Origin of the sequence: Peribacillus sp. FSL R5-0717 (assembly GCF_038002945.1) — a bacterium.
Lineage (GTDB): Bacteria > Bacillota > Bacilli > Bacillales > DSM-1321 > Peribacillus > Peribacillus frigoritolerans.
The window spans coordinates 14,814-40,232 of record NZ_JBBOOF010000002.1 but is presented as its reverse complement, the minus strand read 5'-3'; the positions used below and the strand labels follow the sequence as shown (position 1 = coordinate 40,232).

Below are 25,419 nucleotides of genomic sequence, written 5' to 3'. Positions count from 1 at the left end.
TTGGAAAAAAGTTTTTTTTCCAAAAAGATTGCCTCTTATAAACAAAATCCGTCGAATACCTGAATATCTTAAGCATAAAAAGCTACTAAAAAGAAGTAGCTTCCCAGACAACATGTTTCTAAGTAATGAATTTCTTTCTTTATCTGTACATTGTGGTACACATATTGATGCCCCTTTTCACTTCGGCCCTTATTGCGAAGGGGAAAGGGCACAATTTATACATGAATTACCGTTAGAGTGGTTTATATCTGACGGTGTAGTACTTGATTTAACTCATAAACTCCCAAATACACTGATAACAGAACAGGATATAAAAGATGCACTATTCCTTATTAATTATACATTAAAACCATTTGATATAGTGCTCATTAGAACGGATTTCGATCTGTATTGGCCTAAAAAAGATTATTTTGCTAAACATCCAGGAATGTCTAGGCAAGCGACTGAATGGCTAATTAGTCAAGGGATTAAAATTATAGGAATAGATACTAATGGTTTTGATCTTCCCTTTATGCAAATGACCAATAGTTACTTAACAAATAAGGACCCAGGTAACTTATGGCCTAGTCATATGTTAGGGAGGGAGAAACATTATTTGCATATTGAACGATTAGCAAATCTAAGAAATATTCCAGTACCCTACGGCTTTAAAGTTTCTTGTCTTCCAATTCTTATCAAAGACGTAGGAGCAAGTTGGATTAGAGCTGTGGCCATCATTTGAAGGGAAGTTGAATATGGTAATGGTCAACCCAATAGTAGAAGGTATCAACTTAAAAGGTCTCCTTGATTTGAATTATGGATTCGTAAGAAGTACGATATTAGACTTTGCGCTTAAGTTTAATATATTTGAAATTTTACAATCGACCCATAAAAATCAATTAGATATTATTTCACAAAAGACATGTGCTTCGAAGGAAAATATTGAAAAGTTATTAGAAGCCTTGGTTTATATAGGGGTCATATTTAAAGAAAATGATGTGTATTTAAATACTTTAAACACCTCAAAATATCTTTGTTTGTCAAGTGAACATTATATAGGAGAACACCTTAATTTAGTCTTTAAGCAATGGAGTAGCTGGGGTAATTTTGAGGCTGTTATGTTGAAGGACGAACGAGTTGACAATAGTTCTCTTTTATTAAATATGAAAAAAAAGAGATATTCCTTGTCTTTTCCGATTGTAGAAAAACTTTTAGCAGCAATTCCTTATGATTTTAACGAAGCAAAAATCCTTGATTACCATTCTGGTGAGGGTGAGTGGACATTTGCTCTTGTTAAAAATTACAATAAAGCTATTATTGATGCTTATGATTATGCTAATTACAAAAAAAAATTTGAAGCACGAATGAAAAAAAACTATGCAGGTTATAAGAGAAATGTTAAGTTCATTTCTACAATTGAGGATAGTTATAATTATATTATTCTAGCAGATTTCTTGCGTTTTTATAGTAAAGATTATCTAAAAATACTACTAGCTTCACTAAAAGGACTTCTAAAGAATGAAGGAAGAATAATAATTTACGATGTATTTCATAGTGATTCACCTTCAATTTCAAGTTTAATAGATTTAAGTATGTTAGTAAATACATGTGGGGGTAATGTACTCAGAAAAAATGACGCAATTTCTATTCTACAGGAGACAGGTTTTTATATTGAAGACATTTTTAATACAAAACCCTATCCAATAATTATTGCAAGGAGTGAAGAGTGTTGAAAAAAGTAGCCGTGACAGGAATGGGAGCAGTCAGTCCACTGGGAATAGGCGTAGAAAACTATTGGAATAACCTCAAGTTAGGTTACACGAAAGCCAAAAATTTAAACAATATCTCATCATCTGAATTATTCAAAAAAATCAATAAATTCAATGCAGATGTATCGATAGAGATTGAGGATTTTTCTCTAAATGATATAGAACGCATTCCTAGTGATATTAAGTCATTAGATCGGTATATTCAATTTGCTATTTTAGCCGCCGAATTAGCTAAAAAAGATAGTAGTTTAACAAATAGAAGTACAGATTTTAATTCAGAGCGTATCGGTGTATCATTGTCCACAGCAATTTGTGGTACAAAACATATGGAAGAGGTTTTTGTGAATGTTACGAATTATGGTACGGAAAGTATAGAACCTTCAAAAGGATCTCCTAATTTATACTTATCATCGATGTCTAATACTCCCTCCAAGATTATAGCTTCTATCATTGGGGCTGAAGGTCCATGTGTTACACTATCGACCGGTTGTATTGGAGGTATTGATGCAATTGGCTATGCATATGAACAAATCTTAAATGGTGATATGGACATTATGATAGCTGGCGCATCTGAAGCTCCTATTACGCCTATTTCATATGGGGCTTTTGATATTATAAACTGTCTCTCTACAAAGCATAATCACGATCCTTCTAAAGCTTCTAGACCCTATGATGAGAATCGAGATGGTTTCGTACTGTCTGAAGGAGCCGGAATTATTATTTTAGAGGATGAAGAACACGCTAAAAAACGTGGAGCAAAAATTTATGGATACATAACTGGATTCAGCAATACTAGTAATGCTCTTCATATGACAGACTTAGTCAGTGATGGGGTAGATTTAGCAAGGGCTATTGAAAATGCTTTAAATTATGCAAAATTAAAACCTTCTGATATTGATTATATAAATGGGCATGGAAGTTCTACTCCTCAAAATGATAGATGTGAGACAAGTGCAATAAAAAAAGTTTTTGGAGAACTAGCTTATACAATACCTGTTAGTTCCACGAAATCGATGACTGGACACCCTTTGTCTGCTGCTAGTGCATTAGAAATCATAGCTTCTTTAAAAAGTTTAGAAGAAAACATTTTGCATCCTACTATTAATTATACTTCAAGAGATAAGGAATGTGACTTAGACTATATCCCTAATAAATTCAGAAAAAAGGAACTAAAGAATGTTTTAAGTATTGCTAGTGGATTTTCAGGTTTACACTCAGCTATTATTTTGGAGAGTTTTTAGGGAGGTGGTTTGAAGTATGGACAAGATAGTTGTTACAGGTATAGGCACACTTAATCCAGCAGGAATTGGAGCAGAGAATACCTTTAAAAATGTATTAAAGAATACATCTTACGTAGATTTTATTACACGTTTTGATGCTTCAAAATACAAATCAAATGTAGCCGGTGAAATTAGAGATTTTATACCTACAGACTACATCTCTAAGAGACTGGTAAAAAAAACTGATCGTTTTACACAATTAGCTTTAGCAGCTGTACAAATGGCATTGGATGATGCTCAGATAAATACGGAAAATTTTGATGCTAATAGAATCTCTCTTATGGTTGGTAATGTTCTAGGAGGTTGGGAATTTGCTGAAAGGGAATTGAGAAATCTCTGGTCCAAAGGTGAAGAGTATGTCAGTCCTTATCAAGCTACAGCCTGGTTTCCAACTTCTGCTCAAGGATACATAGCTATAGCTCAAGGCATTAAAGGAAAAGCTAGAACATTTGTTGCAGATAGAGCTAGTAGTGCATATGCTGTAATGGATGCAGTACACACACTGAATAGGGACGAGGCAGATATTATATTAGTAGGAGGGACAGAAGCACCTCTATCTCCCTATGGATGGTTATGTTGTGAATCGAGTGGTTATTTATCATCCGATAGAAGTGATCCATCAAGAATTTATAAGCCTTTTTCCCATGAACACAATGGAATGGTTTTAGGGGAAGGGAGCACTTTCCTTGTTCTTGAAAAAATGAGTCATGCTCAAGGTAGACGTGCTAAAATTTATGGCGAAATAAGAGGATGGGGGGTTACAAATGATGCTTATTACCCGTACTATACTCAACGCCCTGATGGCCAAAAACTTGCAAAAGCAATGAAACAATCAATGAACCGAGCCGTTGTAACTCCTGAAGATATAGATTTACTATTTCTACATGGAACAGGAATTCCTTCGGAGGATGCAACTGAAATTTATGCATATAGAGAGGTATTTAAGGAGGATAATAAACCTGTTTTAAGTTGCCCTAAAGCTTCTTTTGGACACCTATTAGGAGCTGCTGCTGTAACTGATATTATGCTCACTTTATTATCCCTTCAAAAGAATTTAATCCCTCCGACCATTAACCTTGAAAAACCTGCTTATGGATTTGATGATTTAGATTTCGTCACAGAACAACCAAGTAGGCAAAATATTGACAATGCAATTGTTATCTCAAGGGGGATGGGTGGAAATAATGTAAGTTTTGTTGTAGGAGGGGATAGTTCTTGAATGAGATTGGGATAGATTTGGTAGACGTTGTAAGAATAAGGGATTTGTATGAACGATGGGGTATACGCCCCCTACAAATGATTTTCACAGATGAAGAACTGGATTTGACAAAATCTAGGACCCAAGATTTTAATTGGAATTCCCTCGCTGGTCGTTATGCATTAAAAGAAGCTGTAATTAAGGCATTACCAAGTAATGAAATTCTTAACTTAAAAGATATTGAAATTCTAAAAGGAAAAAGAAAAGAACCCATTATAAACCTTAAAGGAAAGGCAGCCCATTCTTTTCCAGATGTAAAATGGAAATGTAGCATTTCACATGATGGTAATTTAGCAATTGCAGTTGCTATGAATATAGGAGGATTTCTATGAAAGAAAAGATAAATGAGATTATGTTACAAATCGGTTTTGAAACTCTTGACTTAAATGAGCAATTTTCTCTAATCGATGACTTAGGAATTGATTCAACAGAATTAGTAGAATTAGCTTTTCATATTAAGAAAAAGTTTGATATTACTTTAACTTTAGAAGAATTGAAAACATTAAATACATTAAAAGATCTATATCAGGTAGTAGAAAGAGAAGCACTTCACAAGGAGGATTTTTATGCCAAGAATAAAAAATAGTATTTTAATACAAGAAAATATCGAGAAAGTTTTTAATATCACAAATGATATTAAAAATTGGAATCTGTTATTTAACGATTATCATGAAAGCAGGATTTTAAGCAGTGAAAAGGAAGGCAGATTCACAAAAATTGTATTCGAACTAAGCAATAGTGATAGTACCTGGAAGTCATACAGGTTATTGGATCATAAAGAATATACAGCTATAGCGCAACGTATTGAACCAATGTTTCCTTTTCTTTATATGCACTTAACTTGGAAGTATGAACGCCATCCAGAAGGTACTTTAATGACTTGGATACAAGATTTTGAACTCGATTCCAATTTTAAAGAACCTTTAGATAAAGTAGTACAACGAATGGATAGACATACCAAGGAAAATCAAGAGAAGATTAAGAATATTATTGAAGAAAATATAGGCTTACTTGTTAAATGATATGCATAAGAGCAAGATAATGAACTTTTTTATCCCTAGTTTCTTAGGTCTATGTGTACCCTATTTGTTTTATATTTTAATGCCCATAACTTTACAAATTGATAGCATATTACTTTCTTTTTTTCTAAAATTATCAAGTTTGGTGTGTGTTGTTTACGGAATATTTACTGTAATATCAAGCGCTAAAATAATTTATGGTCATTTAAATACACCATTATGGGACAGACCACCCGAAAAATTGGCCTTTTATGGACCATATAGATATTGTAGAAATCCAATGACCTTAGGATTTTCATTTATACTTTTAGGTGAAAGCCTGTTTTTTAAATCTGTTGGAATTTTTATTTGGGCCATAATATTTCTTTTGGTATCAATATATTTAATTGTAAAAATTGAAGAACCTAGCTTAAGAAACAAGTTTGGTAAGGATTATGACGAATATCTTTATAAAACCCCGAGGTGGTTCAAATTTAACTATATTATTTCCAGGGGAGAAACCTATGAAAAAGATGTTTAGTATTACACTTACATTTGTACTGAACTTTTTCTCTAAGTAATAAAGCCTAAAAAATATTATCGTATTCATGATTAATTTTTTACAGTACTGACGTATGTATATAATGTGCACTTTTTATACATCTTTTCCTTGTTGAGTGTGCGCTAAAACATTGGTCTTTCAAGGATGTATAAAAAGTTGCATATCCGATAAAAGGTACCCTCTTGGGAACCCTTACCCATGAACTGTACCCAAAAAGTTAGACACTTTATAATTAAACAACACAGTTGGCATGTGTACGGTATTTGACCGGGCTCATGCCTTTTGATTTTTCCTTGATTCGTGTGTGATCGTAATAGTATATGTATGTTTTAAGTTGTTTAAAATGTTCAATGTCCTAAAATTTTTGAAAATATAAGAGCTCTAACTTTAATAAGCCAAAGAAGTTTTCAATCACCGCATTATCTAAGCAGTTCCCTTGCGGGGCATGCTTTGGGTAATGGTATTTTTTTTAGCATTTTCTTAATACTTCTTCATTCGAACTAAACATTTTAATCCTAATTCTTTCATCAGACGGTGTACAGTCTTATGGTTTAACACAGACCTTGGCGTCGAAGTTCAAGTGTTCCCCATACCAAAAGGTAGATGAGGCAATTAAAAGCCTAATACGAGCTAACGAGAGTATTAATTTTAATAGCGTATCAAATGAATCAGGTATATCGAAAGCAACGCTTTACAATAATTTCGATATTCGTGAAAGGATTGAGGCATTAGGCATCAACAATCACAAGCACCTACACCAAAAAAAACAAGTGAAGCGAGAAATGAATGATAGCAACAAGGATGCCCTTATTGAATCACTTAAACGGAAGATTAAGAAATTAGAAGGTGATAACAAACAACTTAGGAACCGATTAAAAGTGGCTTATGCAGAGGTATATAAAAATTTTAAATTAATGTCGAGAACACGATACTCTACTTCCCTGCTTGTTCAATAAAAAGGCCATATTGAAGATAAATTTTAAATTTTAGACAACAAAATGAATTGCAAAGAAGCTATAGTATGATATACTCTTTTACTAAGTAAACACTTAATGAAAATGAGGTAAAGAATGAAACAAACAAATCGACAATTACAAGCAATGAAAACCAAAAATAACTTAATTGATGCAGCTTTAGTTGTATTTTCGAAAAAGGGGTTTACCGCGAGTACTACAAAAGATATTGCTAAAGAAGCTGGCGTTACAGATGGATTAATTTACCACTATTTTAAAACAAAAGAGGATTTACTATGGGCTGTGATCGATAGGCATACTCTGAATCATGAATTGAATAATTTGATAACTGAGGTGGGAACAAATGAGCCACTTGAAGAGATATTAATTCGTATACTCCATAAATTGTTTAGTTTATTGCATTCTAAGGGAAAGTTGATTGTCATGTTCTTTGGTGAATCTCAGCGAAATAGCGCTGTTGGTGATCGTTTATCAGAACTCATTCAACAAGGAGTAAATCTTTTTTACCAACTTCTATCTGAACGAATCGACACAGACGAACTTTACCTGAAAATAGCAATCAGAAACCTTTTAATTTCCCTGGTCATATACTTTTTGACTAATGATCGACATATTGATGATATTGATCAAAGGAAAAAGTATATTGAAACTTCCGTTTACCAGTTTCTTAAAATCTTTAGCTGAATTTTTTTACTCATTTCATTAAGTAAACACTCAATAGAATGTGTTGGGAGTGGTGTATATGATAACTGAAGTTGTAATTGTTGGTGCTGGGCCAGGTGGATGCATTTTGGGATACCTTTTGGCTCGAAGTGGTGTGAAGACAGTATTGTTGGAACGACATAATCGGCTGGATCGAGAATTCAGGGGTTATTTTTTTCAACCGTTAGTACTTAAGTTTTTGGACCAAATGGGATTATTAAACGATATTCTTCAGATTGAACATGAAAAAATTGATGCCTTCCATTTCGTCGATCATGAAAAAACTCTTTTTTCTATAAGATTTGATGATTTGTCGCATCCCTACAATTATGGTCTGATCATGTCTCAGCCATTATTGCTCAGATTTTTAATTGAGCAGGCTTCACAATATGATAACTTTACATACTTAAGTGGAGCGAAGGCAACCAAGTTGGTTAAAGAAGGAAATACCACTGTAGGAGTTAAAGTTATACAAAATAAAGAAGTGGAGACCATTCAAAGTCGATTGGTAGTCGGTGCTGATGGTCGCTATTCCACGATACGAAAGTTATCAGGCATTCAGTTGGAGAAGGAACAACATAAATTTGATTTTATCTGGTTTGACATGCCAGTGTTAAAGGGTAAGAAATACCCTCTTCAAATCCAGATTGAGGACGAAGGTATGTTGATCTATATTCCAAAAGGACCAGATGTAGTTCAGGTGGGTTGGGTAATTAGGAAAGGAACGTATTCTCAAATTAGGAACAAAGGAATTGAAGAATTTCAAAAACAGCTCATAACAGTAGATCCAGAGTTAAAAGAGGAATTACCCCAACATTTACTTGACTTTAAACAATGTTCTGTTCTTGATATTCAAGTAGCGACAGCAAACCAATGGGTACAGGACGGTTTGATGCTAATTGGAGATGCAGCACATATTGCATCTCCATTTTCCGGCCAGGGTAATAGTTTAGCTATTCAGGATGCCGTTGTAGCCCATGATGTAATTGCTAAGGCATTAACTCAAGTTCAAACTCCATTATCTATGAACTTATTAAAACAATACGAAGAGATAATGCGACCAGCTGTGTCACAGATACAAAAAATCCAAAGAATGCAATCAGAATTAATTGGAATAAAAAACCCATTACTTCTTCACTTAAAAAGAGCCATGGTACCACTGATGTCGAGAAATCCTATGTTTAATAAAATACGAAATAAACTTGCTCTAGGAACAAAACCACTTGATGTAGCTACTTTTCATTTTAAAAAGAAGTAGAAGCGTTTTGAAAGTCAAATATTTTATCTTTCGAAGTTCACTTTATGTTAAAACTAAATCTTAAAGGAACATGGCGTTTTTAGGATATTTTATTCATATGTAGCTGAGATAAATTATTTGCATTATTTAAGAAAAGGGCACGTTTGTTGAACATGAAGTAAAAGGGTGGACCATAATATAGATGACTAATATGTACCACCCTTTATTTTTTATGGATTTTTACATTTTAGGTCTTGATAACTTGAATTCAGTTATAAAATCTTCGTCTTCGAAGGGTTGCTCTGTTTGTGCAATAGCATAGGAGAAATAAACAAAGATGCCACCTCTTGATAATTGTAGCATTAATTGTTGAATAATCTTGGAGGTAGATAATGTTATTTATAACTCTTTATACTACTAAAGGTTTGTATGCATCTCTTTGAAGCTTGACTGAGGGCTGACTTTTTTATTGATATATTTTATTGGGTCCTTTTTATTCAATATTTTTTATATTGTATCTATCCAATCATTCACTTTTTCGTGCATGGTTTTGGTCGTGTCCACTACTACATGGATGAAAGGATCAGCTCCTTAGCCTACTCAATGGAATGCAGCATCAGCTTGGCAAAAACAGGTCTGGCATTCGTAATACAGAGATCTTCAAGGAACTTGTCCTCTGCTCGATCCAGAAAGACTTAAAAGGCTGCGGAAAAGAGAGACCGTTAAAGTCTTTAATAATGAAAATACGTTAGCTAGAATAAAACTCTACAAAATAAAAAGAAAGTTATTATTAGAGAAATGAAATATATACAAAACCACATGTATATACAGGTGAAAATCTTAAGATTAGTACATCTGCCTAAGTTCAGTATGCGATTGAGGTTGTAGCTGGAATCAACTTTAAGGATATTCCTTCCAAGGTTAATCATAATTTCTTTAGGAAGTATCGTTAATAGGTTTGTTTGATACTTTTCGGCTATCTCCATAGAAAGTTATCGATGCTGTTTATCCTGGAGTATTTAAACCCTGGCAATTTGATCATGTATCCATGAATTGTTGGAAAGATCCTATATATATTGAAGAAATGATGGAATGGTTTCTGTTTCAACAACTTGGGTTTTCCTCCTAAGTTGAAGCATTTATAAAAGTAAAAGTAAATGACTTCTTTGGGAAAATGATATACGGACGTTCGTGGTTTTACATCCACTTTTACGAACGTTTTTTATAGAATAAGACGAAATAATAAGAAGGAGTAAAAAAATGGATGTTCGAATGATTGCAGGCTAAAAATAACAAATTTAAGATAAAGGACAGCACTCGCTTCCCTTAGTATGTTTCTGAAGGTCAATCATTATCAATGGATAATGGGAATAAAAGAAGAACAAGATTTTGTTGTAGATATGTCAATAATAAGTATGATTTTAAAGCTATCGCAAGAATCATCCAAGAGAACATACAGGCTTTATAAAAGGTGCGAGATTCATGGAGCATTTAAGCTAATTTGGTCTTTGCCTACGATTGGTTTATAACATTGGAAAAATATAAAGATGATTATAAGCACAATTTCATGCTGGGCTTTGGAATACAATAAGTGATTATTCTGAAAAACGGGGGAAACAAGTCATCTGGATGACTTGTTCCCCCTTTTGATCTTCTATTTCTTTATAAAAAGAAGTAGCTAAGTAATACCCTAAATTTGATTTAACAATCTTTTGGTCATAAAAGCTGTATAAGACTTTATTCACTTTACCTAATAATTTTTAATTATTAAACCTAACTGGAAGTCTGTATAGACGTCTGCATAAACTAATTGCAAGGCATGGAAGATTCTTTATTAAATCTCGACCTTTTTTCATATCTTAAATCATTAAACCATTTTCGAAACGGATTTTTTAAGAGGACGACACTCAATTGGTGTCCAAAATTCATCAAAAATTTCTCTGAATGTGACGACTTTCTTCTATTATATATACTCTCCAAACACATCTGATTTCCACAAATGAATCGCATGGCGTTCTTTTTCAAATACCTTCTCCAAATAAATTTCTGTAGTGGATAGCTGCTCGTGGCCCAGACTCTTCATAATCTGATAGACATCCACTCCATTTAAGTGAGAAATGATGGCAAAAGAATGCCTGAAGGTATGAGGACCAATGGAAGAGGAACGAAACTTCAAAAAAGGCAATCCACTCTCTTTAATGGCTTTTGTGATGTATTGAGACAAATAAGAGGGAGAGTAGGCACGGCCGGTATTGGTCGTAAAGAGCGGGTTGTCTCCTGCTGCTGCCTCTATATCGTCTAGTCCTCTAGCTGAACGGAACATCCGAATACTATTTATTCCTTTTTCTTTCAGTGGGATTTGCCTTCTTTTATTTCCTTTACCTAGGACCTCTAAAAAATACGTGCTGGTAATGGAATCATACTGAAGATCCTTGACTCGGAGTCGTGTAAACTCTTCATTACGCATGCCGGTCATCGTTAGGATATGAATGATCGAAAAGACGATGGGGTGGTTGATTTCCCTAAAGTAATCAAGTAGCTGAATGACTTCCTTGGGTCCCAAATCACGGTTCGGCCGATCATCTTTACGAATATTGATCTTAAAGAAACCTTCATGAATGGGTTCTGTAATATAGCCTGATTCGAACAGGAATTTCAAAAAACGCTTAATGATGGTTGTCTTTCTGGATAATGCGGCAACGGAATACGCTCCATTTTTTAAGACATAGGGGCTTTTTTCTGATAACCATTCCTGATACCTTCGAATGTGCCGGGTAGAGAGAGATTTAAAGAGGGAACCGTCCACAACTTTTTGCAAGTCTACATGGATTTCCGCCGAATAAGTGATTAATTGTTCAATAAATTGAAGAAGTTCTCGCTCATAGGCTTGGACGGTGCGGGTGGACTTTTCATGTTGCCGTTTTAAATGTTCTCGCCGATGAAGAAACCACTGGAGCATGTCTACATCGCTAAAATCGGAAAAAGGCTTATGTCCATTCTTTTCAGTCGTATCTAATCGTTCTTGTAACGTATGGATTGAAATGTCTGAAAGTCGCTTTTTCCATGTAGGGCTCTGAAGCTCTTTCGTTTTTCCGATCAGTTCATGCATACCTGTAACCCTCACTTTTATAATTCAACTATTAATAAGATAAAGTGTATATTAATTAAATACATTTTATTTAAAACTAATTATATTATAACAAATTCTAAGAGTTAATTAATTCAGGAAAACCTAAATAAATTCTCCATTTATTTAGGTCTTTCTTAATTAGTCTAAAATAAGATTCTAGAATTAGAATAATATTGTTTGAATCAAATATTACATCTATAATGTTTATATAATAAGATTTTGTAATTATACTTATTTAATTCAATATTATATATTATAATGGATATAGGAAATTAATAGTTAATCTCGAGGTAGAGACATATAACAATGAAAGATAAAAGGTGAAGAGACGAATAATGAATAAACTAAACCATAAAAAAAACACGCAGGCTGCATCTTATGAAATGGGGGAAACGGTTTATGTTCTCACAACATGTACGGAAGAAGAAGACCCAGAGAGTTTTTACTACTTTAAACAATTTGAAAAAAAAGAAGGCGTGATTTTGGAAGTGATCGAACACCCACGTCTCCAATATCGTGTGAAATTTGGCCAGGCGGAAGCAGTCTTGTATCATGAGGAATTGACGAATGAGAATCAACGGGATGTTCCAATAACAATAACGGATAAACAAGAAGGATGGGAGGGGGATAAAGTGGAATGGTATACACAAAAAGAAGTAGCTGACTTATTAGGCGTATCCAAGGCAACGGTCTACCATTATGGAAAGCAGAAGAAAATCATTAAAATTCTGGACCCACATCGATTACATAAAGAGGCACGTTATCAAAAAGCGGAAGTGGATCGATTAGTGGATGAAAAGCAATCTTTACCTACTGGCATGAGTCCTAATGAGGTTGCAAAGAGATTGGGATTATCTGTACAAAGTATTTATAAGTATATTCAAGATGGTTCCATAAAAGCTGAGGCTGTCCCTTATGGTGATGAGAGGACGATCTATGTCATATCAGAATCAGCATATGAGGAAGCCGCCGGAGTACTGAAACCCTCTGAATCCCAACGCCCAAAACGATTTGAGTATTATTATCCTAGTCGCGATATTGTCTTATTTCAGAAATTTCATTCAAGCAAGGTTCCTGAAGCACGTGTTATACGGAACAAGGACCATGAATGGGGTTTTTACTTAGCCAATATTCAAAAATGGTTGCCATTTGAAGAAGGGATAAGGGAGTATCAGTTAAAGCCGGTCTATCCCATTCATCAATCCACTTTTGAGTATAAAGGCTATGTAGAGCTAGAAATTCCGAAGGATACCGTGGTCCTCTATCCATTCCTGGACTACTTATATGAAACATGGGGAATGGAAAACATACGATTGAGGGAACAGGATTACACGATATTACTCTTCATTAGGGCAGGGGAAAGGCCATTAACGACAAAGAGTTTCATTGCAGAGGATATCCTGCCATTTTTAATAAAAGGAGACATCTACAATGAAGAGGGTCACCTTATTTTTCGAAGTTCCTATCGAAAAACTAGTTTAGAATTACCTATTGATCTATTAGAAAGTATGACAGAGTTAGCTGAAAAAGAAGGAATCAGTATGAGTAAGTGGGTCGAGCAAAAATTATCATCACTACTAAAGTGATTTTGATTGAGGAAAGGAGTTATTGGCTTCATTCAAATAACTATATATTATCGGAACTTGAGTTTTTTGAGTTAATTCCGCTGTAAAGCAAATCTCAGCATCAGGTAACGAGTAAGGCGCATTACGTCGACCCATTAACGAAGCAGCTACGCGTGGAAAATAAACCAGGGAATTGAAAGGCTGGCATTCGATAAAGTCGTCGGGGTAGCTGTTGTCGATTAGTGACATAAAAGCAGTATAGTGTTCTTATTAAGCTAATGGATGTTTTCGTTGAAAATCATACTAAAATTTAGCACCTTCTTCCAGGGGGGATATTGCCACATTGATACTGGAGAGGTTGAGGGCAAATGGCCTAAATCACTTATCAAGAGACTGCCAATCCCATTGATATAACTGAAAAAAATGGGGCTGAATGGGGTACTGGTGTCCTCTACAGGCTTCAAAACTGCTTGAGACCTGCGTGCCAGGTCCTGGTGGTGAAAGCTGTAATACATCTAAAGGAGACCGTTCGACTGAGACAAGCTCAATAAATGTTCCATCCTGGAATCTGTAAGGGGAGCAAAAGATAATAATTTTGAAAGACTTGTTTAATGACCTAGAATAAAAGAAGTAGCTTTTTTAAAGATATAAACTAATGAGCTGGTTCTATGCTGGCTTTTTTTTGATACGATAATACCATGAACTACAATTTATATGGTACAATTTAACTATTATAGATAGGGGGAATATCTGGTGAGATTAACAAATTTTAGTGTAACAAATTATAAGGTTTTTAAAAAAACCTTTACTATTGATTTCTCAAAAGACTCAATTGCTATTTTAACTGGAAGAAATAATACAGGTAAATCAACTATATTAGAAGCTATCAATTGTTTTTTTCAAAAAGAATCTAAAGGAAAAACTATCCCTAACGATTGTTTCTCTACACGTAATACGAAAATAGTTCTGAAAGCGGTATTTGAGTCTGAAGAAGATAAAATTACTATCGTGAAGAAATACAAAGAGGAGTCTGCTCCTAGTTTTTATGATGAAAATGATGTTGAAGTTAAAGGAAGTCACGAACTGAAAGATAAACTAGATGAGATTTTAAACAATAAACCTTTTTACATAACCCCATCTATGTTACCTGATGATATTAACGATTTAATTCAAAACATATATTCTGAGATAATCAAAAATGATTTACAAAAGCTTGAGGGTTTTAGCGGAGATCCTGAAGAAGAAAAAGAAATGCACCAATTAGCACAGGAGTATTCTCAAATCAGAAAGTCTTACCCTGAGTTTTTAAGGAAGCTTAAATTAAGTACGGATAAACTCCTTGAACAAGTAAGCAGTGATGTTTCTGATAATTTGCGCACTCTATTTTCTAACGAACATTTATCCTTAAACGTAGTAGGTGGAGAAAGTAATGGCTTTTCTTCAGCTGACATACTGAAGTCGACAAATTCAAGTGTTAATATTGACAGTCAAAAGCAACCTGGAATGCCACTAGCAAATCAAGGTACTGGCTTACAACGAATGAGTCTTATTTACCTCATTCAAAACATGATTCAAAATAAACTTATGGGTGAAAGTGATAATAAGTTATTGCTGATTGATGAGCCAGAAGCTTTCTTGCACCCAGAAGCAGTTCGAGCACTTAGTCGCTCCCTATATAAAATTGGCGAAAAAATGCCACTCATGATTTCAACTCACTCACCAATACTAATAGATTTATCTGAGAACCATACGTCTATTCAAGTTTTCCGTGTTGGTGAAAAAGAAGCAATCCAATTATATAAATCTGAAAAAGAAAAGTTTGATGTTGATGATATTAGAAATATGAAAATACTAAACTATGTAGACTCTTATGTGAATGAATTTTTCTTTGCAGATAGAATTGTAATTGTTGAAGGGGATACTGAGTATATTGCTTTTAAGCACCTCGCTAAATTAAGGAACGAGAACGTACACATAATTCGAGCTAGAGGTAAAGCTACAATTTGTACCTTGATGAAAATTCTTAATCAGTTTAACTCAAATTATGATGTTTTACATGATGTGGACAATCATACAAAGCACTCCTCCAAAACATTAAAAGCTCAACGAACGAATTGTATAAATATACTTAAACAAAAAGGAAACAATAGTGGCATAAGAGTTTATTGTTCAATATCAAACTTCGAGAATGCTATTCGTATTGGAGACGTATCAAACGATAAAAAGACACAAACAATTTATGAAATTCTACATGAAACTTCAAATTCTGTGTATGACGAAGCAAGAAGATTAATAGAGAACTTATTTGAACAAATAATAAAACGTGATAGCGAAAAACCTTTAGATGTAGGATTTCGTAGGATAAACATTGAAAAGGAATATGAGGATTTATTTGCTGGATTGATAGAGCAAAAAACTTCTGAAGAAATGGAAGAGAAGAAGAAAAAAGAAGAGGAAGAGAAAGTAGTTTCTAATCAATAAGTTTATATGATGGGCTGGCTTACCGCTGGCTCAATAGATACTACTAGGTAAAAGGAAGTGACACAGTTGGCTCGTTCCCAACTCGATATTAAACAAATATATGAATATGAGTCCGTTGTTTTTGTTGAAAGAGTAATCATAAAAAATGGCTGGAAATATAGAGACCAAGAAAAAGATAACGATATAGATGGTGAAATAGAAGTTTTCTCAAATGAAGGGGAAACAACAGCAAAGATTATTAAGATTCAACTAAAAGCAACTAAAGAATTAAAATACAGTGAGGAGTCAATCATTTTTGATTGTCCAATAAAATTTCTAAATTTTTGTGATGTTTGTGACATACCAGTTGTCTTAGTTGTATACGGTGTTGATGAGGAGAGAGCTTTCTGGATATGGACTCAAAAATATATCTTTAAAGCTTTGGATAGTGAGGGGGCCGAATGGAGAAATAACACATCTACCGTAAGAATAAAAATTCCGATTACAAATGAAGTGAAACAGAGTGAGGACTTTTATAATGCCCTTGAGAACATTTCTAATGAGGGGGTAAATGAAATGCAACAATGGAGGAAAAGAGAAACAAGTGAATATTACTTTACGATTTTAGAGGAAAAGGATAACTCCACTCTAAATAAAAGGAGAATTAGCGCAAAGGTTTATATTGAGCGTTCATTCGCTACCTCAAAGGACTCCATGGAGGAGCTCATTAAGAAAATAAATCAAAAAGTTAAAAATAATAATTATTCTAAACGTATTTTAACTGAAAGAAACGAGAGCGGTGAACCAGATTATGTGTGGCTATATTTATATGATGATTTAATCCAATATGAATCCGGGCTCTCATTTTGTAGAGTAGAGTGGATAAATAATAAAGAAACGAATGAGCCAATTCTATTAAGAAAATTTGACCAAATAATTGAAGATCATAATATTAGAATAAAGTGGGAAAGTAATTATAGACCATTACAAGATTATCTTCTACTCAACTCTATCTCGAAAAAAGAGTATTTAGAAAGTATAAGAGAAATTCTTTATTTTGCAAAGAATGAGCTAGGTAGTTTAGCAGAGCTTTTTAATAAAGAAAATAAAAGCGAATTTTATAAGCATATTAGCTTTAAAAGAAGTGAGTACACAAAAAATTTCTTGGCTATGAGTGACATACTTCCTCCATATGAATGTAGAGAGCTTAACAAAATTTTATATGAAGCATTAACTGATTTAGATAATTTAGCTATTTCGATAGAACAGAAACAAGGAAATGAAAATTATTTAAATTCCCTATACGTTAAGAAATTCCCAAAACAACTAGCCATTTTAGAATACGAAATAGAAAAGGTAATTTAAAAAAATTATTTGCTGACTCAAAAGTATGTTGCTCAGACGCTCTCAGAGGAACTGCAACGGTTAAATATAAATCCTCATTTGATTCGAAAAAAGGTGTTCGTGCAACGGATAATGCAGATGGCGATTTAATGAAATAATCAAAATAACTGGTACAGTTAATACAAAGAAAAAAGGCACATATTACGTAACGTACTCAGTAGCAGATAAATCAAATAATCGAACAACTGTTAAACGAAAAGTTATTGTGAAGTAACAAACGGAAGTGTATAGATCAACTGTTTTAAGCCTCTTCTTCTATACACCCTTCACACATTGTTATGCGCTCTCAAACTAAAAAGGTGAAGACTAGAAATCTTCTCCTTTTTAATCCTTTTCACGATAATTGGTTCTTCTCTCACCCAGCTTTTTAGCAGCCTTTTTAGCCTTCTCCTGTTCAGGGTTTGTATAGAGGGCAGCCGTTGTGGTTGACGTATGACCCAGTTGAGTCATCAGCAAATGAATATCTCCTGATTGCTCCATTAAGTTCGTCCCATATGTATGCCTCAGTTTGTGTGGCGACATCGATTTATTGGACTTAAATGCCTTCGTATATTTCTTTACTAGAGCCTCGATGGCGCGGTTGGAAAGAGGAGTGGCTCCATCATTCACCCTGGTCAAGAATACATAGGCAGTATCATCGTTTGATCCCCTATAACGTTCCGTTCGCACAGCTAGGTAATCTTTTATGTCCTGCATGGACGGAGGAGAAACTGCGACTACATCCTTTTTTCCACCCTTACGTAAAACATGTATTTGTTTTTCCTCGAAATCCAAGTCTCGTAGCCTTAAATTGGATAACTCATTCACCCGGATGCCACTTCCTAAGAAGAGGGATAAGATCGCAAAATCACGTTCCTTGTCCCTTTTAAAATATATGAGTTTTCTGGACTTTTCAGGTAGCTCCTTTTCATAGTCATGCTTCACGAATTCGAGAAATCTAGCATCCTCATCATTGTGGAAAATCTTTGTTGATATTCTGGAAGCACGCGCCCCCAATGTTTCTTTCACTTTATTCACTTCAATTTTCAACATAACATTTCGATAGAAGTAAGGTTCGCCATCATCATTTTCTGTCTGTGTCGTTAAATATTTGAAAAGGGAACGTAATGCTGAAATTTTCCGATTGACGGATACCTTTTCGGCTTTTTTTGTTTCCTTCTTATTGATCGGGATATTTCTCCGTTCCAAAAATTTGATAAAGGATTGGGCTTCAATCAACTTCAACTTTTCCAGCACTGACAGGGGGATATCCTTAATATTCTCCTGCTCAGCAATGCCTTCGGCTATCAGCCACTCCAAAAATAATTTATAATCAAGAACGTAATTCAAGAGGGTGGAAGGAGACCGAATATCCAATTTATTGTCAACGTATTCAACGATATAGAAAGGCATGGACTTAACCAGTTGTTCCAATTTCTGCTCATGGACTTGATGTTGTCTGGTATTGGCCATTGTTTTACTCCTTTTTTAACTTTAATTTATGCGTAAAATTCAATTTTTACGAATAGTTGTTTACATAATTATATTATGTTCAAGTTACTAACTTACGTAAAAGCCCATGCACGGAAGGGTAGGACTGAAATAATTAACTTTTCACAGGAACTTTTACATACTCATACTTTTCTGGATTTTGAAGTTTATGATTTTCGATAGCAGATTCAGCAGCATCTTTCGTTTCAAAGATTTTATCTACCTTGATTGTTTCTTTGTTTGTATGGAGATCATAAACACGGATTTTGTAATTCATCATAAAACCCCCTTTATTAAAATTTAAGGATTTGTTTTGTATAGTCAGTGAAATCCTCAAGATGGTTCGTAACAATTTGCTGCAAAATATCTAGATTAACTGTCTGGTAATCATGAACGGCTATGTTTCTGAAACCCACCATGGCCTTTAATCGTTTGACAGTATTTTCGTCAATAATTAAAGCCCCATGAAGCATATCAAAAGCATCTCTGCTGGTTTGAGGCAATCCTAATTTCTGTTCAGCTACAATATGCATAGCCAAGTCAATTGACGCTTCGCAGGCCCTTTGTATATTGAGTATGATGGAGTCTTGTTTTGTATAGTCCTTTAGGTTTTCTGGATTGTTTTCGTATACAACCTTAACCCGGTTCATGCAACGTTCTATAACACTGATTTTGTTCAATATCACATCATTCTTCATAGATGGTCCCACTTTCTCCTATTTTTTTTAAGATATTTTCGCGTTCCTCGTTCAATTTAGCGTACATGCTTAGTGCAGTCATTTGGAGGTTTTTAAGAAGAGTGTCGTTCGCTGAATATATAATTGTACCGGTAGTATATATCTGGGTTTTAAATACCGTGGATGCTGTACGGATATTGACCAAATCCACCTCAATTTTTAAAATATCTGCCAATTCCTGTGCCAGCTGAAAAACTTCATATGTAGTAAGCGATTGATTCTCACTGTAGAAAGCAATATCGATATCACTGTCTTTATGTGTAGAGTTTTTGGCATAAGAACCAAAGATAATAATGAAAACAGGATCTATTTTTTTTATGAGAGTATCTTGAATGGTTTGAAACATCTCTGTATACATAAGACACGCTCCCTAAATTATTATATGAAGATTATACCAAACATTCATTCTCATGTCCATTTTTTCGTAAAACAGAGATTTTACGCAAAGATAAAATATTTACCTCCCACTCCATTAAAATTATCTAGGTGTACTCACCCTTACAAACCTCCTAGGGCCGATACGTTGTTTCAAAATCAAAAAAGGAAACCGACAGTCCCCTTTGCAAGTTAATTATTTTGTTCGCTAATCCAATCATTTAACATCATCTGCAATAATTCCTGGTTAGTGAATCCATATTCAGCTTGTGAATTATAAGAGTAGTCACCATTGGCTAAAAAACTACTTATTGATAAGAAGTCCTTTAACGTTTTTGCAACAGATGATTTAAAAGTAATGAGTTCAGAGCAAGCGTTTAGCATTTTTCAAATAGCCAAAGCCGGATTCAGCGCTGTATCCTACTTTGGCTATTTCTACTATTTTTCGAAAATTGCATTTGATAGAAGACGGAACAAGTAATCCGGGTGGTCGCGGAATCCTGCTTCTAAACCAATAAGAGTTACATCTTTATTCTGTTCTTTTACGATTATGGCTTGCCCTTGGCGGTTATATTATTTTTCCAGTGACCAGCTACGAAGAAATTAACTGAATCTGCAAGGGTCGCGACGACTTTATCATTATTCGTACCCGTGAACAATAATCTTCTATCTGGAGGAAATCCAATTAATCACTCGTCTAAATTTGGACCCACTGGATTCATTCACTTGAACTCTTGATAGCTTCTTGTGTGCTCTAGTATAAAAACTTCAACCTCCTGTAAATTTTTAAACGTTTCTATTGGTTTACAATATGAATTATCGTCCAATTCATCTACAAAGTATGCTGCAGCGGATTCAGAATCTATCCCATAATCTTCTAAAATGATTCCCATTTCTTTGGCTCTTCTAAACAATTTTGTTCTTTTAGGATCAGGGGTATAGACTGTTACATCAGCATAAACAAGTGGAATACCAGCAACCTTTGCAAATAGCACACGATGGTTCCCATCTTCAATTCGAAATTGGTCTTTATATTCCTTGAGGGTAATTGTATTGCCTCCTAGCCCCCGTCCATTCATCCCTTTACGTTGCTCTGCAGTACTTTTCATATATTTAAAAAAGTAATCAGGATTCTCTAGAAACTTCTTACAACGCTGAGATTGATTAGACCTTTCAAAAGCTTCTATAACTGAGCACTCTGAGTATTTAGAGTGATATGTGCTAAAGATTTGTTGAGGGTTAACCAATTTTTGTACCTCAATTTTTGTACAACAGAATGATTCAAGTTTTGTCCAATCATTCATTTTTTTCAGTAGATTATCAGGTGGATTCCTCCTGTCAATTCCTAACTTTTCATAAAACATGGCCACGTCGTTTGTTTCCATAGGACTAAACAACTCCTTAGATAAAATAAAGACCCGTTTCCTAATTCAATATATTTATACTGAGCTTGCTGCTTCTATAAATGTTTAACTAACAATTACAGTTTCCGTATTACTTACACCATTAAACTCTGTACTGAGATTAAATTCATTATTAAAAAACCGGGCAGCATTAGCCGTCCGGCCCATTCTGTATTCCATTATTGTTTGCGAGGTTCAAAGGTTTTACAAGCCGTTTCCTCAACATTGTCAGCATCATTGTTATCAAGGCCCACGACATAAATGGAGTCGGCAACACATTGATTCCCCTCGGCCCAGTACGTACAATTCTCTACGTTACACAAAACTTCGAGTTTCATAAAATGTCTCCTCCTCTTTATTGTTTAGTAACATATCCCCGTTTTTGGATATGGATAAACTCACATAAGCTTCTTCCTTCTTATATGGATCTACCCAAATGTCTGTAAAACCAGATCCCACTCGCCTTCTTTGCTGACCATAAGAGCATATAGAATGGAATTCGCCATGCCTTCCGCTGCTTCTGGAGGCAATTATAAGGCTGACGAAGCAGCCATACCTACTTAAACTAACGCACCCGTTAGTTCATTAAGAAACCCTGTATTGAAACAAAGAAAAGAAATAATGAGACAACTACGCACCCCACAAATCCTCCTTTTCTATCTTTTTGAAGTTCAGCTAATCCTCTCACCAACATAATTGCCCCCGAGATCAACATTAAATACGGCATAAACTCAAAGTTTTCAGTAATTAGCAGATAAGCTGATAAAGCAAGAACAATTATTGCTAAGCTAATTCTAACTATTTTCAAGAATGTATTTCCCCCTAAAAAATTAAGTTCTGTACGATTTTTTATTTAATCATACCATTTAACACCTTTTCATTTGTGTGGAAAATGGAAAGTCCTATTTCACTAACCTGCCTCTTCATATTAGCTCAACCAACAGGACTTCAATCCCACCTGGAACAGTCCCCCTTTAGCTTAGAAGGATAAAATAATGTTGACGTTGAATATACATTAAATAATCAATTACTGTTTTAAATCAACAAAATTAGAGGAGTTATTCTAATGAATAATATTTTTGAGGTCTTGTTTACAGAAGAAATTTTAAAACGTATCGACAACTTAAGCGCAAATTCAAAACCATTATGGGGAAAAATGGATGTCGCACAAATGTTAGCTCATTGCTCATCCTTCCAATACATTGCTATGGGCTATTCTATGCCTCCAAGAGGTTGGTTAGGGCTATTAGTAGGTCGGTTTGCAAAAACCATGTTTTATAATGACAAGCCTCTACCACATAATATGTCTACTATTCCAACCATTTTAATAACCGATAAAAAAGATTTTGAAATAGAAAGAGAAAGATTGAAAGAAAAAATTACAACCTTCCAAAAGAATGGACCGGAGGCTTGTACAAGTCACCCACATCCTTTTTTCGGAAAACTTTCTTCCGAGCAATGGGGACATGGAATTTATAAGCATCTTGACCATCATTTAAAACAGTTTGGGGTTTAGTTACGGGAATTTAATTTGGACATAAATCCTTAGATTAACGATCCGGTAAAATTGGATTGGATAATAAGGTTTCAGCTTCAACCATTAATAAATTGACTGGTTTTCTTATTGAACTAATCTGTCCCGATAGTTGCATAAAGAAAGAGCTGCCATAAAGACAGCTCCGATCTTCAGCTAACGCACCCGGTAGTTCTATATGGGGTAGCGTCAGGAAAATACAGATTTACAACGTTAAGGAAATTTCGATATTAAAAAGCCCAATTTCTCAGCATTAAAATTGAGAAATTGGGCTTTTTAGTTATTCAATTAAAGCGTCCTTTTATTGAATAACTAATATGTTTGAGAGGTCATTTAATCACCTTCAAACACACATATATTAATAAAATATTCAGCTACATCACTATCTTTAATTTAGCAAGCTGTTATTAAAAAGCTCAGGTTCTACATTACAGACAAAAGGGTAACCAGTGCTAAAATAGCTGGAAGTCCTTGTTTCACAATAATTGATTTATTGGATGTAAAGCCTCCGAAAATGGCTGCCACCACAACACAAATTACGAAAAACAACTGAATCATATAGCCAATTGAATTGAGTCCAAGTATGAGTCCCCAAATGAGACCAGCTGCTAAAAATCCATTATATAGACCTTGATTTGCAAACATGACGGCTACGTTCCGATCTCCTTCTAAATGCTTCGGTAAATTGAAGGATCGTTTTGCCAATTTTGAATCAATAAAAAACATTTCAAGTATCATAATAAATAAATGTTCTAATGCTACGATCCCAACTAAAACCGCCGCAAGTTTTTCCACACACCAATCTCCCCTTTAATATCAATTTGTATTATTTCCATTGTACAATTCTATCGACAGGGAGACGGTATGAATCATATCCTTCATCTGCTGCTTTTCCAATGGACAGAAGCATGACCGGTACATAGCGCTCTTTTTCCAATCCGAAGGCTTCAGCGATATTTTCTTTATCATAGCCCCCAATTGGATTTGTGTCATAGCCGTGTGCGCGTGCTGTCAGCATAAGCTGCATGGAGACGAGGCCAGCATCAACCAGAATGGTTTCCCGATTTACTTGCGCCGGAAGCTGTTCAAAATGTGCCGTCAAAGCCACAATTTGCCTGTCTTTTACCTCCTGTGGCATGTACCCTAGGTCAACGGCTTTTGAATAAATTTCTTCTAAATAGTCTGCGTTGTTCATATCTGCAAATACTGCGATTACGGCAGATGAAGTGGTGACTTGTGACTGATTAAATTTAGCAAGCTCCGCAAGTTTTTCTTTGTGTTCTGGGCTTTCAATGACAAGAAAGCGCCATGGCTGTGCGTTGACTGAAGATGGTGCTGTAGTTGATTCCTCTAATATTTCAGTCATCTCTTCTTTGCTGATTTTGACTGTTGGATCATAGTTGCGAATGGATCGGCGTCCTTTCATAATTTTCATAAAATCGTTTGTTTTTAATGCAGTTATCATGTGTAAACACTCCTCTATACTTTAATATTTTCTATATTATTCTGCATCTGCAACAGCACATTCTTAAGCACAAGGCGTTCTTCTGCGCTGACATTTACGAGCATTTCCTTTATGAAACGCTCCTTTTCTTTTTTGGAAGACTCGATTCGCTCTCGCCCTTGCTCGGTTAAGCGAACAAGTATAATACGGTTGTCCTCAGACTTCCTTCTTCTTGATATCATTCCTTTGGCTTCAAGCTGTTTGACGTGTCTTGTAACGGCTGCGCCATCGATATTCATCTTTTTTTGAAGGTCGCTTTGACTGATTTCATCAACGTGATAGAGCAAAGCAAGTAATTCCAAGCGAGATTGGCTGATACCGGTGCATGCTTCAAACTTCGTGCTAATCACTTTGTTTACGGATTGCAGTTGATATAAAATCTCGGCTTCTTGTGAACAGCATGTTGTCAAAATCCATCCCTTCTTTCTTGTCGAATGAATATTTGACATATCAATTATTGACATATCAAATATTGATATGTCAATAATATACAATCAAGTTTCTTTTTTTGCAAGTGTTTTTTCTTAATTAGTTTTTATTTTGTTCCATCTACTTTTTATTAATTCGCGATTTTCAAAGGTATTAGATATAACTAGTCGATGTCGATACGGGAGAACCCCCTATGAGTTGAAGTGGAACGAACTAAATCCTAAACAACTCAATGAAAAACAAAAAGTGACGCTGTATAAATTTTTAAAAATTAACTTAAGATTTTTGCATTAGAACTCTCTAACTTTGCAAAGGGTACCCGTCAAATGCTTTTATATCAAGTGGTGCAATTAAAAAGTTACTAGCTTTGGCCGCGAAAGATGTAAAATGGTTACTTGTATTATGACTAGCTACTGCCGCAGCATCTTGCCAAACTTCAACCATCGTAAATGTATGTTCCTTTTCTGTATCCTTATATAAATTATAAGAAATATTTCCACTTTCTTCTCTTGAAGCATTAATTAGTGTCCCTAGCTCATCTAAAAAACTTTGTTGCTTTGTTGGGTCTATATGAAATACAGCATGAATAATAATCATCGTTTTTTTCCTCTTCTTTCAATACTTTTTTGATAAATAAAATGTAAAACAA

At 34.7% G+C, this 25,419-nt stretch carries 29 protein-coding genes and 2 pseudogenes; 17 read left to right on the top strand and 14 right to left on the bottom strand.

Translation table 11 applies throughout. The features are described 5' to 3' along the window. Positions 1-112: 112 nt before the first annotated feature. The 8 genes from NYE65_RS26025 to NYE65_RS25990 are packed head-to-tail and all read left to right on the top strand — an operon-like array spanning position 113 to position 5,825. Complete coding sequence (locus NYE65_RS26025) at positions 113-721, top strand: cyclase family protein (protein WP_412762699.1); 609 nt, start codon at positions 113-115, stop codon at positions 719-721. Between the two features lie 13 nt (positions 722-734). Continuing rightward, positions 735-1,712 (top strand): class I SAM-dependent methyltransferase, encoded by a 978-nt coding sequence (locus tag NYE65_RS26020; protein ID WP_328176519.1) that lies wholly within the window; start codon positions 735-737, stop codon positions 1,710-1,712. Continuing rightward, positions 1,709-2,989: a beta-ketoacyl-[acyl-carrier-protein] synthase family protein gene (locus tag NYE65_RS26015; protein WP_328176520.1), complete on the top strand. Its 1,281-nt coding sequence runs from the start codon at positions 1,709-1,711 to the stop codon at positions 2,987-2,989. The genes NYE65_RS26020 and NYE65_RS26015 overlap by 4 nt, the downstream gene beginning before the upstream one ends. Positions 2,990-3,005: 16 nt before the next feature. Further along, positions 3,006-4,247 (top strand): beta-ketoacyl-[acyl-carrier-protein] synthase family protein, encoded by a 1,242-nt coding sequence (locus NYE65_RS26010; RefSeq protein ID WP_328176521.1) that lies wholly within the window; start codon positions 3,006-3,008, stop codon positions 4,245-4,247. Next, on the top strand, positions 4,244-4,618 hold the full coding sequence (acpS, locus tag NYE65_RS26005; protein ID WP_252210177.1) for a holo-ACP synthase: 375 nt from the start codon (positions 4,244-4,246) through the stop codon (positions 4,616-4,618). Before NYE65_RS26010 ends, acpS begins: the two co-directional genes overlap by 4 nt. Then, the gene (locus tag NYE65_RS26000; protein ID WP_252210178.1) at positions 4,615-4,872 is read left to right on the top strand and encodes an acyl carrier protein; all 258 of its coding nucleotides are present in this window, start codon (positions 4,615-4,617) and stop codon (positions 4,870-4,872) included. Before acpS ends, NYE65_RS26000 begins: the two co-directional genes overlap by 4 nt. Next, entirely contained in the window at positions 4,853-5,308 is a 456-nt protein-coding gene (locus NYE65_RS25995) for an SRPBCC family protein (protein WP_340862218.1), read from the top strand. Before NYE65_RS26000 ends, NYE65_RS25995 begins: the two co-directional genes overlap by 20 nt. Positions 5,309-5,327: 19 nt before the next feature. Further along, positions 5,328-5,825 (top strand): methyltransferase family protein, encoded by a 498-nt coding sequence (locus NYE65_RS25990; protein WP_328176524.1) that lies wholly within the window; start codon positions 5,328-5,330, stop codon positions 5,823-5,825. A gap of 253 nt (positions 5,826-6,078) precedes the next feature. Here NYE65_RS25990 and NYE65_RS25985 read toward each other — a convergent pair. Then, positions 6,079-6,317, bottom strand: a pseudogene (locus NYE65_RS25985) (IS3 family transposase); the annotation flags it as partial. 12 nt (positions 6,318-6,329) lie between these two features. Beyond that, positions 6,330-6,430, bottom strand: a pseudogene (locus NYE65_RS27390) (IS3 family transposase); the annotation flags it as partial. On the opposite strand from NYE65_RS27390, the gene NYE65_RS25980 reads away from it, so the two are divergent. From NYE65_RS25980 to NYE65_RS25970, 3 genes are all read left to right on the top strand, one after another. Beyond that, positions 6,410-6,802 (top strand): DUF6262 family protein, encoded by a 393-nt coding sequence (locus NYE65_RS25980; protein ID WP_328176525.1) that lies wholly within the window; start codon positions 6,410-6,412, stop codon positions 6,800-6,802. The pseudogene NYE65_RS27390 and the gene NYE65_RS25980 sit on opposite strands and share 21 nt — an antisense overlap. A gap of 114 nt (positions 6,803-6,916) precedes the next feature. Further along, complete coding sequence (locus tag NYE65_RS25975) at positions 6,917-7,504, top strand: TetR/AcrR family transcriptional regulator (protein WP_340862217.1); 588 nt, start codon at positions 6,917-6,919, stop codon at positions 7,502-7,504. A gap of 58 nt (positions 7,505-7,562) precedes the next feature. Next, positions 7,563-8,780, top strand: coding sequence for an FAD-dependent oxidoreductase (locus tag NYE65_RS25970; protein WP_328176527.1), 1,218 nt, complete (start codon positions 7,563-7,565; stop codon positions 8,778-8,780). Positions 8,781-10,722: 1,942 nt separating this feature from the next. Here the strand turns inward: NYE65_RS25970 and NYE65_RS25965 are convergent. Further along, positions 10,723-11,868, bottom strand: a complete 1,146-nt coding sequence (locus NYE65_RS25965; protein ID WP_328176528.1) for a tyrosine-type recombinase/integrase — start codon at positions 11,866-11,868, stop codon at positions 10,723-10,725. A gap of 356 nt (positions 11,869-12,224) precedes the next feature. On the opposite strand from NYE65_RS25965, the gene NYE65_RS25960 reads away from it, so the two are divergent. The 4 genes from NYE65_RS25960 (at position 12,225) to NYE65_RS27385 (ending at position 17,532) form a co-directional block, all read left to right on the top strand. Then, positions 12,225-13,475: a helix-turn-helix domain-containing protein gene (locus tag NYE65_RS25960; protein ID WP_340862216.1), complete on the top strand. Its 1,251-nt coding sequence runs from the start codon at positions 12,225-12,227 to the stop codon at positions 13,473-13,475. 732 nt (positions 13,476-14,207) lie between these two features. Then, entirely contained in the window at positions 14,208-15,935 is a 1,728-nt protein-coding gene (locus NYE65_RS25955) for an ATP-dependent nuclease (RefSeq protein ID WP_340862215.1), read from the top strand. A gap of 66 nt (positions 15,936-16,001) precedes the next feature. Continuing rightward, on the top strand, positions 16,002-17,279 hold the full coding sequence (locus tag NYE65_RS25950; RefSeq protein ID WP_340862214.1) for a DUF4365 domain-containing protein: 1,278 nt from the start codon (positions 16,002-16,004) through the stop codon (positions 17,277-17,279). Between the two features lie 133 nt (positions 17,280-17,412). After that, the gene (locus NYE65_RS27385; RefSeq protein ID WP_445670463.1) at positions 17,413-17,532 is read left to right on the top strand and encodes an immunoglobulin-like domain-containing protein; all 120 of its coding nucleotides are present in this window, start codon (positions 17,413-17,415) and stop codon (positions 17,530-17,532) included. A 110-nt stretch (positions 17,533-17,642) separates the two neighbouring features. Here the strand turns inward: NYE65_RS27385 and xerS are convergent, their stop codons facing one another. The 4 genes from xerS to mntA form a co-directional block, all read right to left on the bottom strand. Then, positions 17,643-18,770 (bottom strand): tyrosine recombinase XerS, encoded by a 1,128-nt coding sequence (gene xerS, locus NYE65_RS25945; protein WP_340862213.1) that lies wholly within the window; start codon positions 18,768-18,770, stop codon positions 17,643-17,645. 133 nt (positions 18,771-18,903) lie between these two features. Beyond that, positions 18,904-19,065 (bottom strand): hypothetical protein, encoded by a 162-nt coding sequence (locus NYE65_RS25940; protein ID WP_340862212.1) that lies wholly within the window; start codon positions 19,063-19,065, stop codon positions 18,904-18,906. 16 nt (positions 19,066-19,081) lie between these two features. After that, positions 19,082-19,486 (bottom strand): type VII toxin-antitoxin system HepT family RNase toxin, encoded by a 405-nt coding sequence (gene hepT / locus NYE65_RS25935; RefSeq protein ID WP_061466379.1) that lies wholly within the window; start codon positions 19,484-19,486, stop codon positions 19,082-19,084. Next, positions 19,476-19,883 carry a type VII toxin-antitoxin system MntA family adenylyltransferase antitoxin gene (mntA, locus tag NYE65_RS25930; RefSeq protein ID WP_340862210.1) on the bottom strand — a complete coding sequence of 136 codons (408 nt, stop codon included), beginning with the start codon at positions 19,881-19,883 and terminating at the stop codon, positions 19,476-19,478. The genes hepT and mntA overlap by 11 nt, the downstream gene beginning before the upstream one ends. Positions 19,884-20,192: 309 nt before the next feature. On the opposite strand from mntA, the gene NYE65_RS25925 reads away from it, so the two are divergent. Then, on the top strand, positions 20,193-20,381 hold the full coding sequence (locus NYE65_RS25925) for a hypothetical protein (protein WP_340862209.1): 189 nt from the start codon (positions 20,193-20,195) through the stop codon (positions 20,379-20,381). Positions 20,382-20,622: 241 nt separating this feature from the next. On the opposite strand, the gene NYE65_RS25920 is transcribed toward NYE65_RS25925, so the two are convergent. The 3 genes from NYE65_RS25920 to NYE65_RS25910 form a co-directional block, all read right to left on the bottom strand. Continuing rightward, on the bottom strand, positions 20,623-21,285 hold the full coding sequence (locus tag NYE65_RS25920; RefSeq protein ID WP_340862208.1) for a hypothetical protein: 663 nt from the start codon (positions 21,283-21,285) through the stop codon (positions 20,623-20,625). A 197-nt stretch (positions 21,286-21,482) separates the two neighbouring features. Continuing rightward, complete coding sequence (locus tag NYE65_RS25915; RefSeq protein ID WP_101645284.1) at positions 21,483-21,641, bottom strand: DUF1540 domain-containing protein; 159 nt, start codon at positions 21,639-21,641, stop codon at positions 21,483-21,485. Positions 21,642-21,880: 239 nt separating this feature from the next. Next, the gene (locus NYE65_RS25910) at positions 21,881-22,111 is read right to left on the bottom strand and encodes a DUF3953 domain-containing protein (protein WP_340862207.1); all 231 of its coding nucleotides are present in this window, start codon (positions 22,109-22,111) and stop codon (positions 21,881-21,883) included. Between the two features lie 258 nt (positions 22,112-22,369). Between NYE65_RS25910 and NYE65_RS25905 the strand changes: the two genes are divergently transcribed. Further along, on the top strand, positions 22,370-22,819 hold the full coding sequence (locus NYE65_RS25905; RefSeq protein WP_340862206.1) for a DUF1569 domain-containing protein: 450 nt from the start codon (positions 22,370-22,372) through the stop codon (positions 22,817-22,819). A gap of 441 nt (positions 22,820-23,260) precedes the next feature. Here NYE65_RS25905 and NYE65_RS25900 read toward each other — a convergent pair whose 3' ends face one another. The 4 genes from NYE65_RS25900 to NYE65_RS25885 form a co-directional block, all read right to left on the bottom strand. Beyond that, positions 23,261-23,632, bottom strand: a complete 372-nt coding sequence (locus NYE65_RS25900; protein ID WP_340862205.1) for a DUF1304 domain-containing protein — start codon at positions 23,630-23,632, stop codon at positions 23,261-23,263. Between the two features lie 31 nt (positions 23,633-23,663). Next, complete coding sequence (locus tag NYE65_RS25895; RefSeq protein WP_328176402.1) at positions 23,664-24,302, bottom strand: nitroreductase family protein; 639 nt, start codon at positions 24,300-24,302, stop codon at positions 23,664-23,666. Between the two features lie 14 nt (positions 24,303-24,316). Further along, positions 24,317-24,805: a MarR family winged helix-turn-helix transcriptional regulator gene (locus NYE65_RS25890; protein ID WP_412762697.1), complete on the bottom strand. Its 489-nt coding sequence runs from the start codon at positions 24,803-24,805 to the stop codon at positions 24,317-24,319. Between the two features lie 265 nt (positions 24,806-25,070). After that, a complete protein-coding gene (locus NYE65_RS25885; protein WP_328176403.1) occupies positions 25,071-25,367 on the bottom strand; it encodes a putative quinol monooxygenase in 297 nt (98 codons plus the stop codon). Positions 25,368-25,419: the final 52 nt, after the last annotated feature.

What these genes read in the sequence shown, in the direction of transcription:
- NYE65_RS26025 (WP_412762699.1), top strand. Translation starts at nt 113, where the DNA reads ATGTTTCTAAGTAATGAATTTCTTTCTTTATCTGTACATTGTGGTACA.
- NYE65_RS26020 (WP_328176519.1), top strand. Translation starts at nt 735, where the DNA reads ATGGTAATGGTCAACCCAATAGTAGAAGGTATCAACTTAAAAGGTCTC.
- NYE65_RS26010 (WP_328176521.1), top strand. Translation starts at nt 3,006, where the DNA reads ATGGACAAGATAGTTGTTACAGGTATAGGCACACTTAATCCAGCAGGA.
- NYE65_RS26000 (WP_252210178.1), top strand. Translation starts at nt 4,615, where the DNA reads ATGAAAGAAAAGATAAATGAGATTATGTTACAAATCGGTTTTGAAACT.
- NYE65_RS25995 (WP_340862218.1), top strand. Translation starts at nt 4,853, where the DNA reads ATGCCAAGAATAAAAAATAGTATTTTAATACAAGAAAATATCGAGAAA.
- NYE65_RS25990 (WP_328176524.1), top strand. Translation starts at nt 5,328, where the DNA reads ATGAACTTTTTTATCCCTAGTTTCTTAGGTCTATGTGTACCCTATTTG.
- NYE65_RS25975 (WP_340862217.1), top strand. Translation starts at nt 6,917, where the DNA reads ATGAAACAAACAAATCGACAATTACAAGCAATGAAAACCAAAAATAAC.
- NYE65_RS25970 (WP_328176527.1), top strand. Translation starts at nt 7,563, where the DNA reads ATGATAACTGAAGTTGTAATTGTTGGTGCTGGGCCAGGTGGATGCATT.
- NYE65_RS25965 (WP_328176528.1), bottom strand. Translation starts at nt 11,868, where the DNA reads ATGCATGAACTGATCGGAAAAACGAAAGAGCTTCAGAGCCCTACATGG.
- NYE65_RS25960 (WP_340862216.1), top strand. Translation starts at nt 12,225, where the DNA reads ATGAATAAACTAAACCATAAAAAAAACACGCAGGCTGCATCTTATGAA.
- xerS (WP_340862213.1), bottom strand. Translation starts at nt 18,770, where the DNA reads ATGGCCAATACCAGACAACATCAAGTCCATGAGCAGAAATTGGAACAA.
- NYE65_RS25940 (WP_340862212.1), bottom strand. Translation starts at nt 19,065, where the DNA reads ATGAATTACAAAATCCGTGTTTATGATCTCCATACAAACAAAGAAACA.
- hepT (WP_061466379.1), bottom strand. Translation starts at nt 19,486, where the DNA reads ATGAAGAATGATGTGATATTGAACAAAATCAGTGTTATAGAACGTTGC.
- mntA (WP_340862210.1), bottom strand. Translation starts at nt 19,883, where the DNA reads ATGTATACAGAGATGTTTCAAACCATTCAAGATACTCTCATAAAAAAA.
- NYE65_RS25920 (WP_340862208.1), bottom strand. Translation starts at nt 21,285, where the DNA reads ATGGAAACAAACGACGTGGCCATGTTTTATGAAAAGTTAGGAATTGAC.
- NYE65_RS25915 (WP_101645284.1), bottom strand. Translation starts at nt 21,641, where the DNA reads ATGAAACTCGAAGTTTTGTGTAACGTAGAGAATTGTACGTACTGGGCC.
- NYE65_RS25905 (WP_340862206.1), top strand. Translation starts at nt 22,370, where the DNA reads ATGAATAATATTTTTGAGGTCTTGTTTACAGAAGAAATTTTAAAACGT.
- NYE65_RS25895 (WP_328176402.1), bottom strand. Translation starts at nt 24,302, where the DNA reads ATGATAACTGCATTAAAAACAAACGATTTTATGAAAATTATGAAAGGA.
- NYE65_RS25890 (WP_412762697.1), bottom strand. Translation starts at nt 24,805, where the DNA reads ATGTCAATAATTGATATGTCAAATATTCATTCGACAAGAAAGAAGGGA.
- NYE65_RS25885 (WP_328176403.1), bottom strand. Translation starts at nt 25,367, where the DNA reads ATGATTATTATTCATGCTGTATTTCATATAGACCCAACAAAGCAACAA.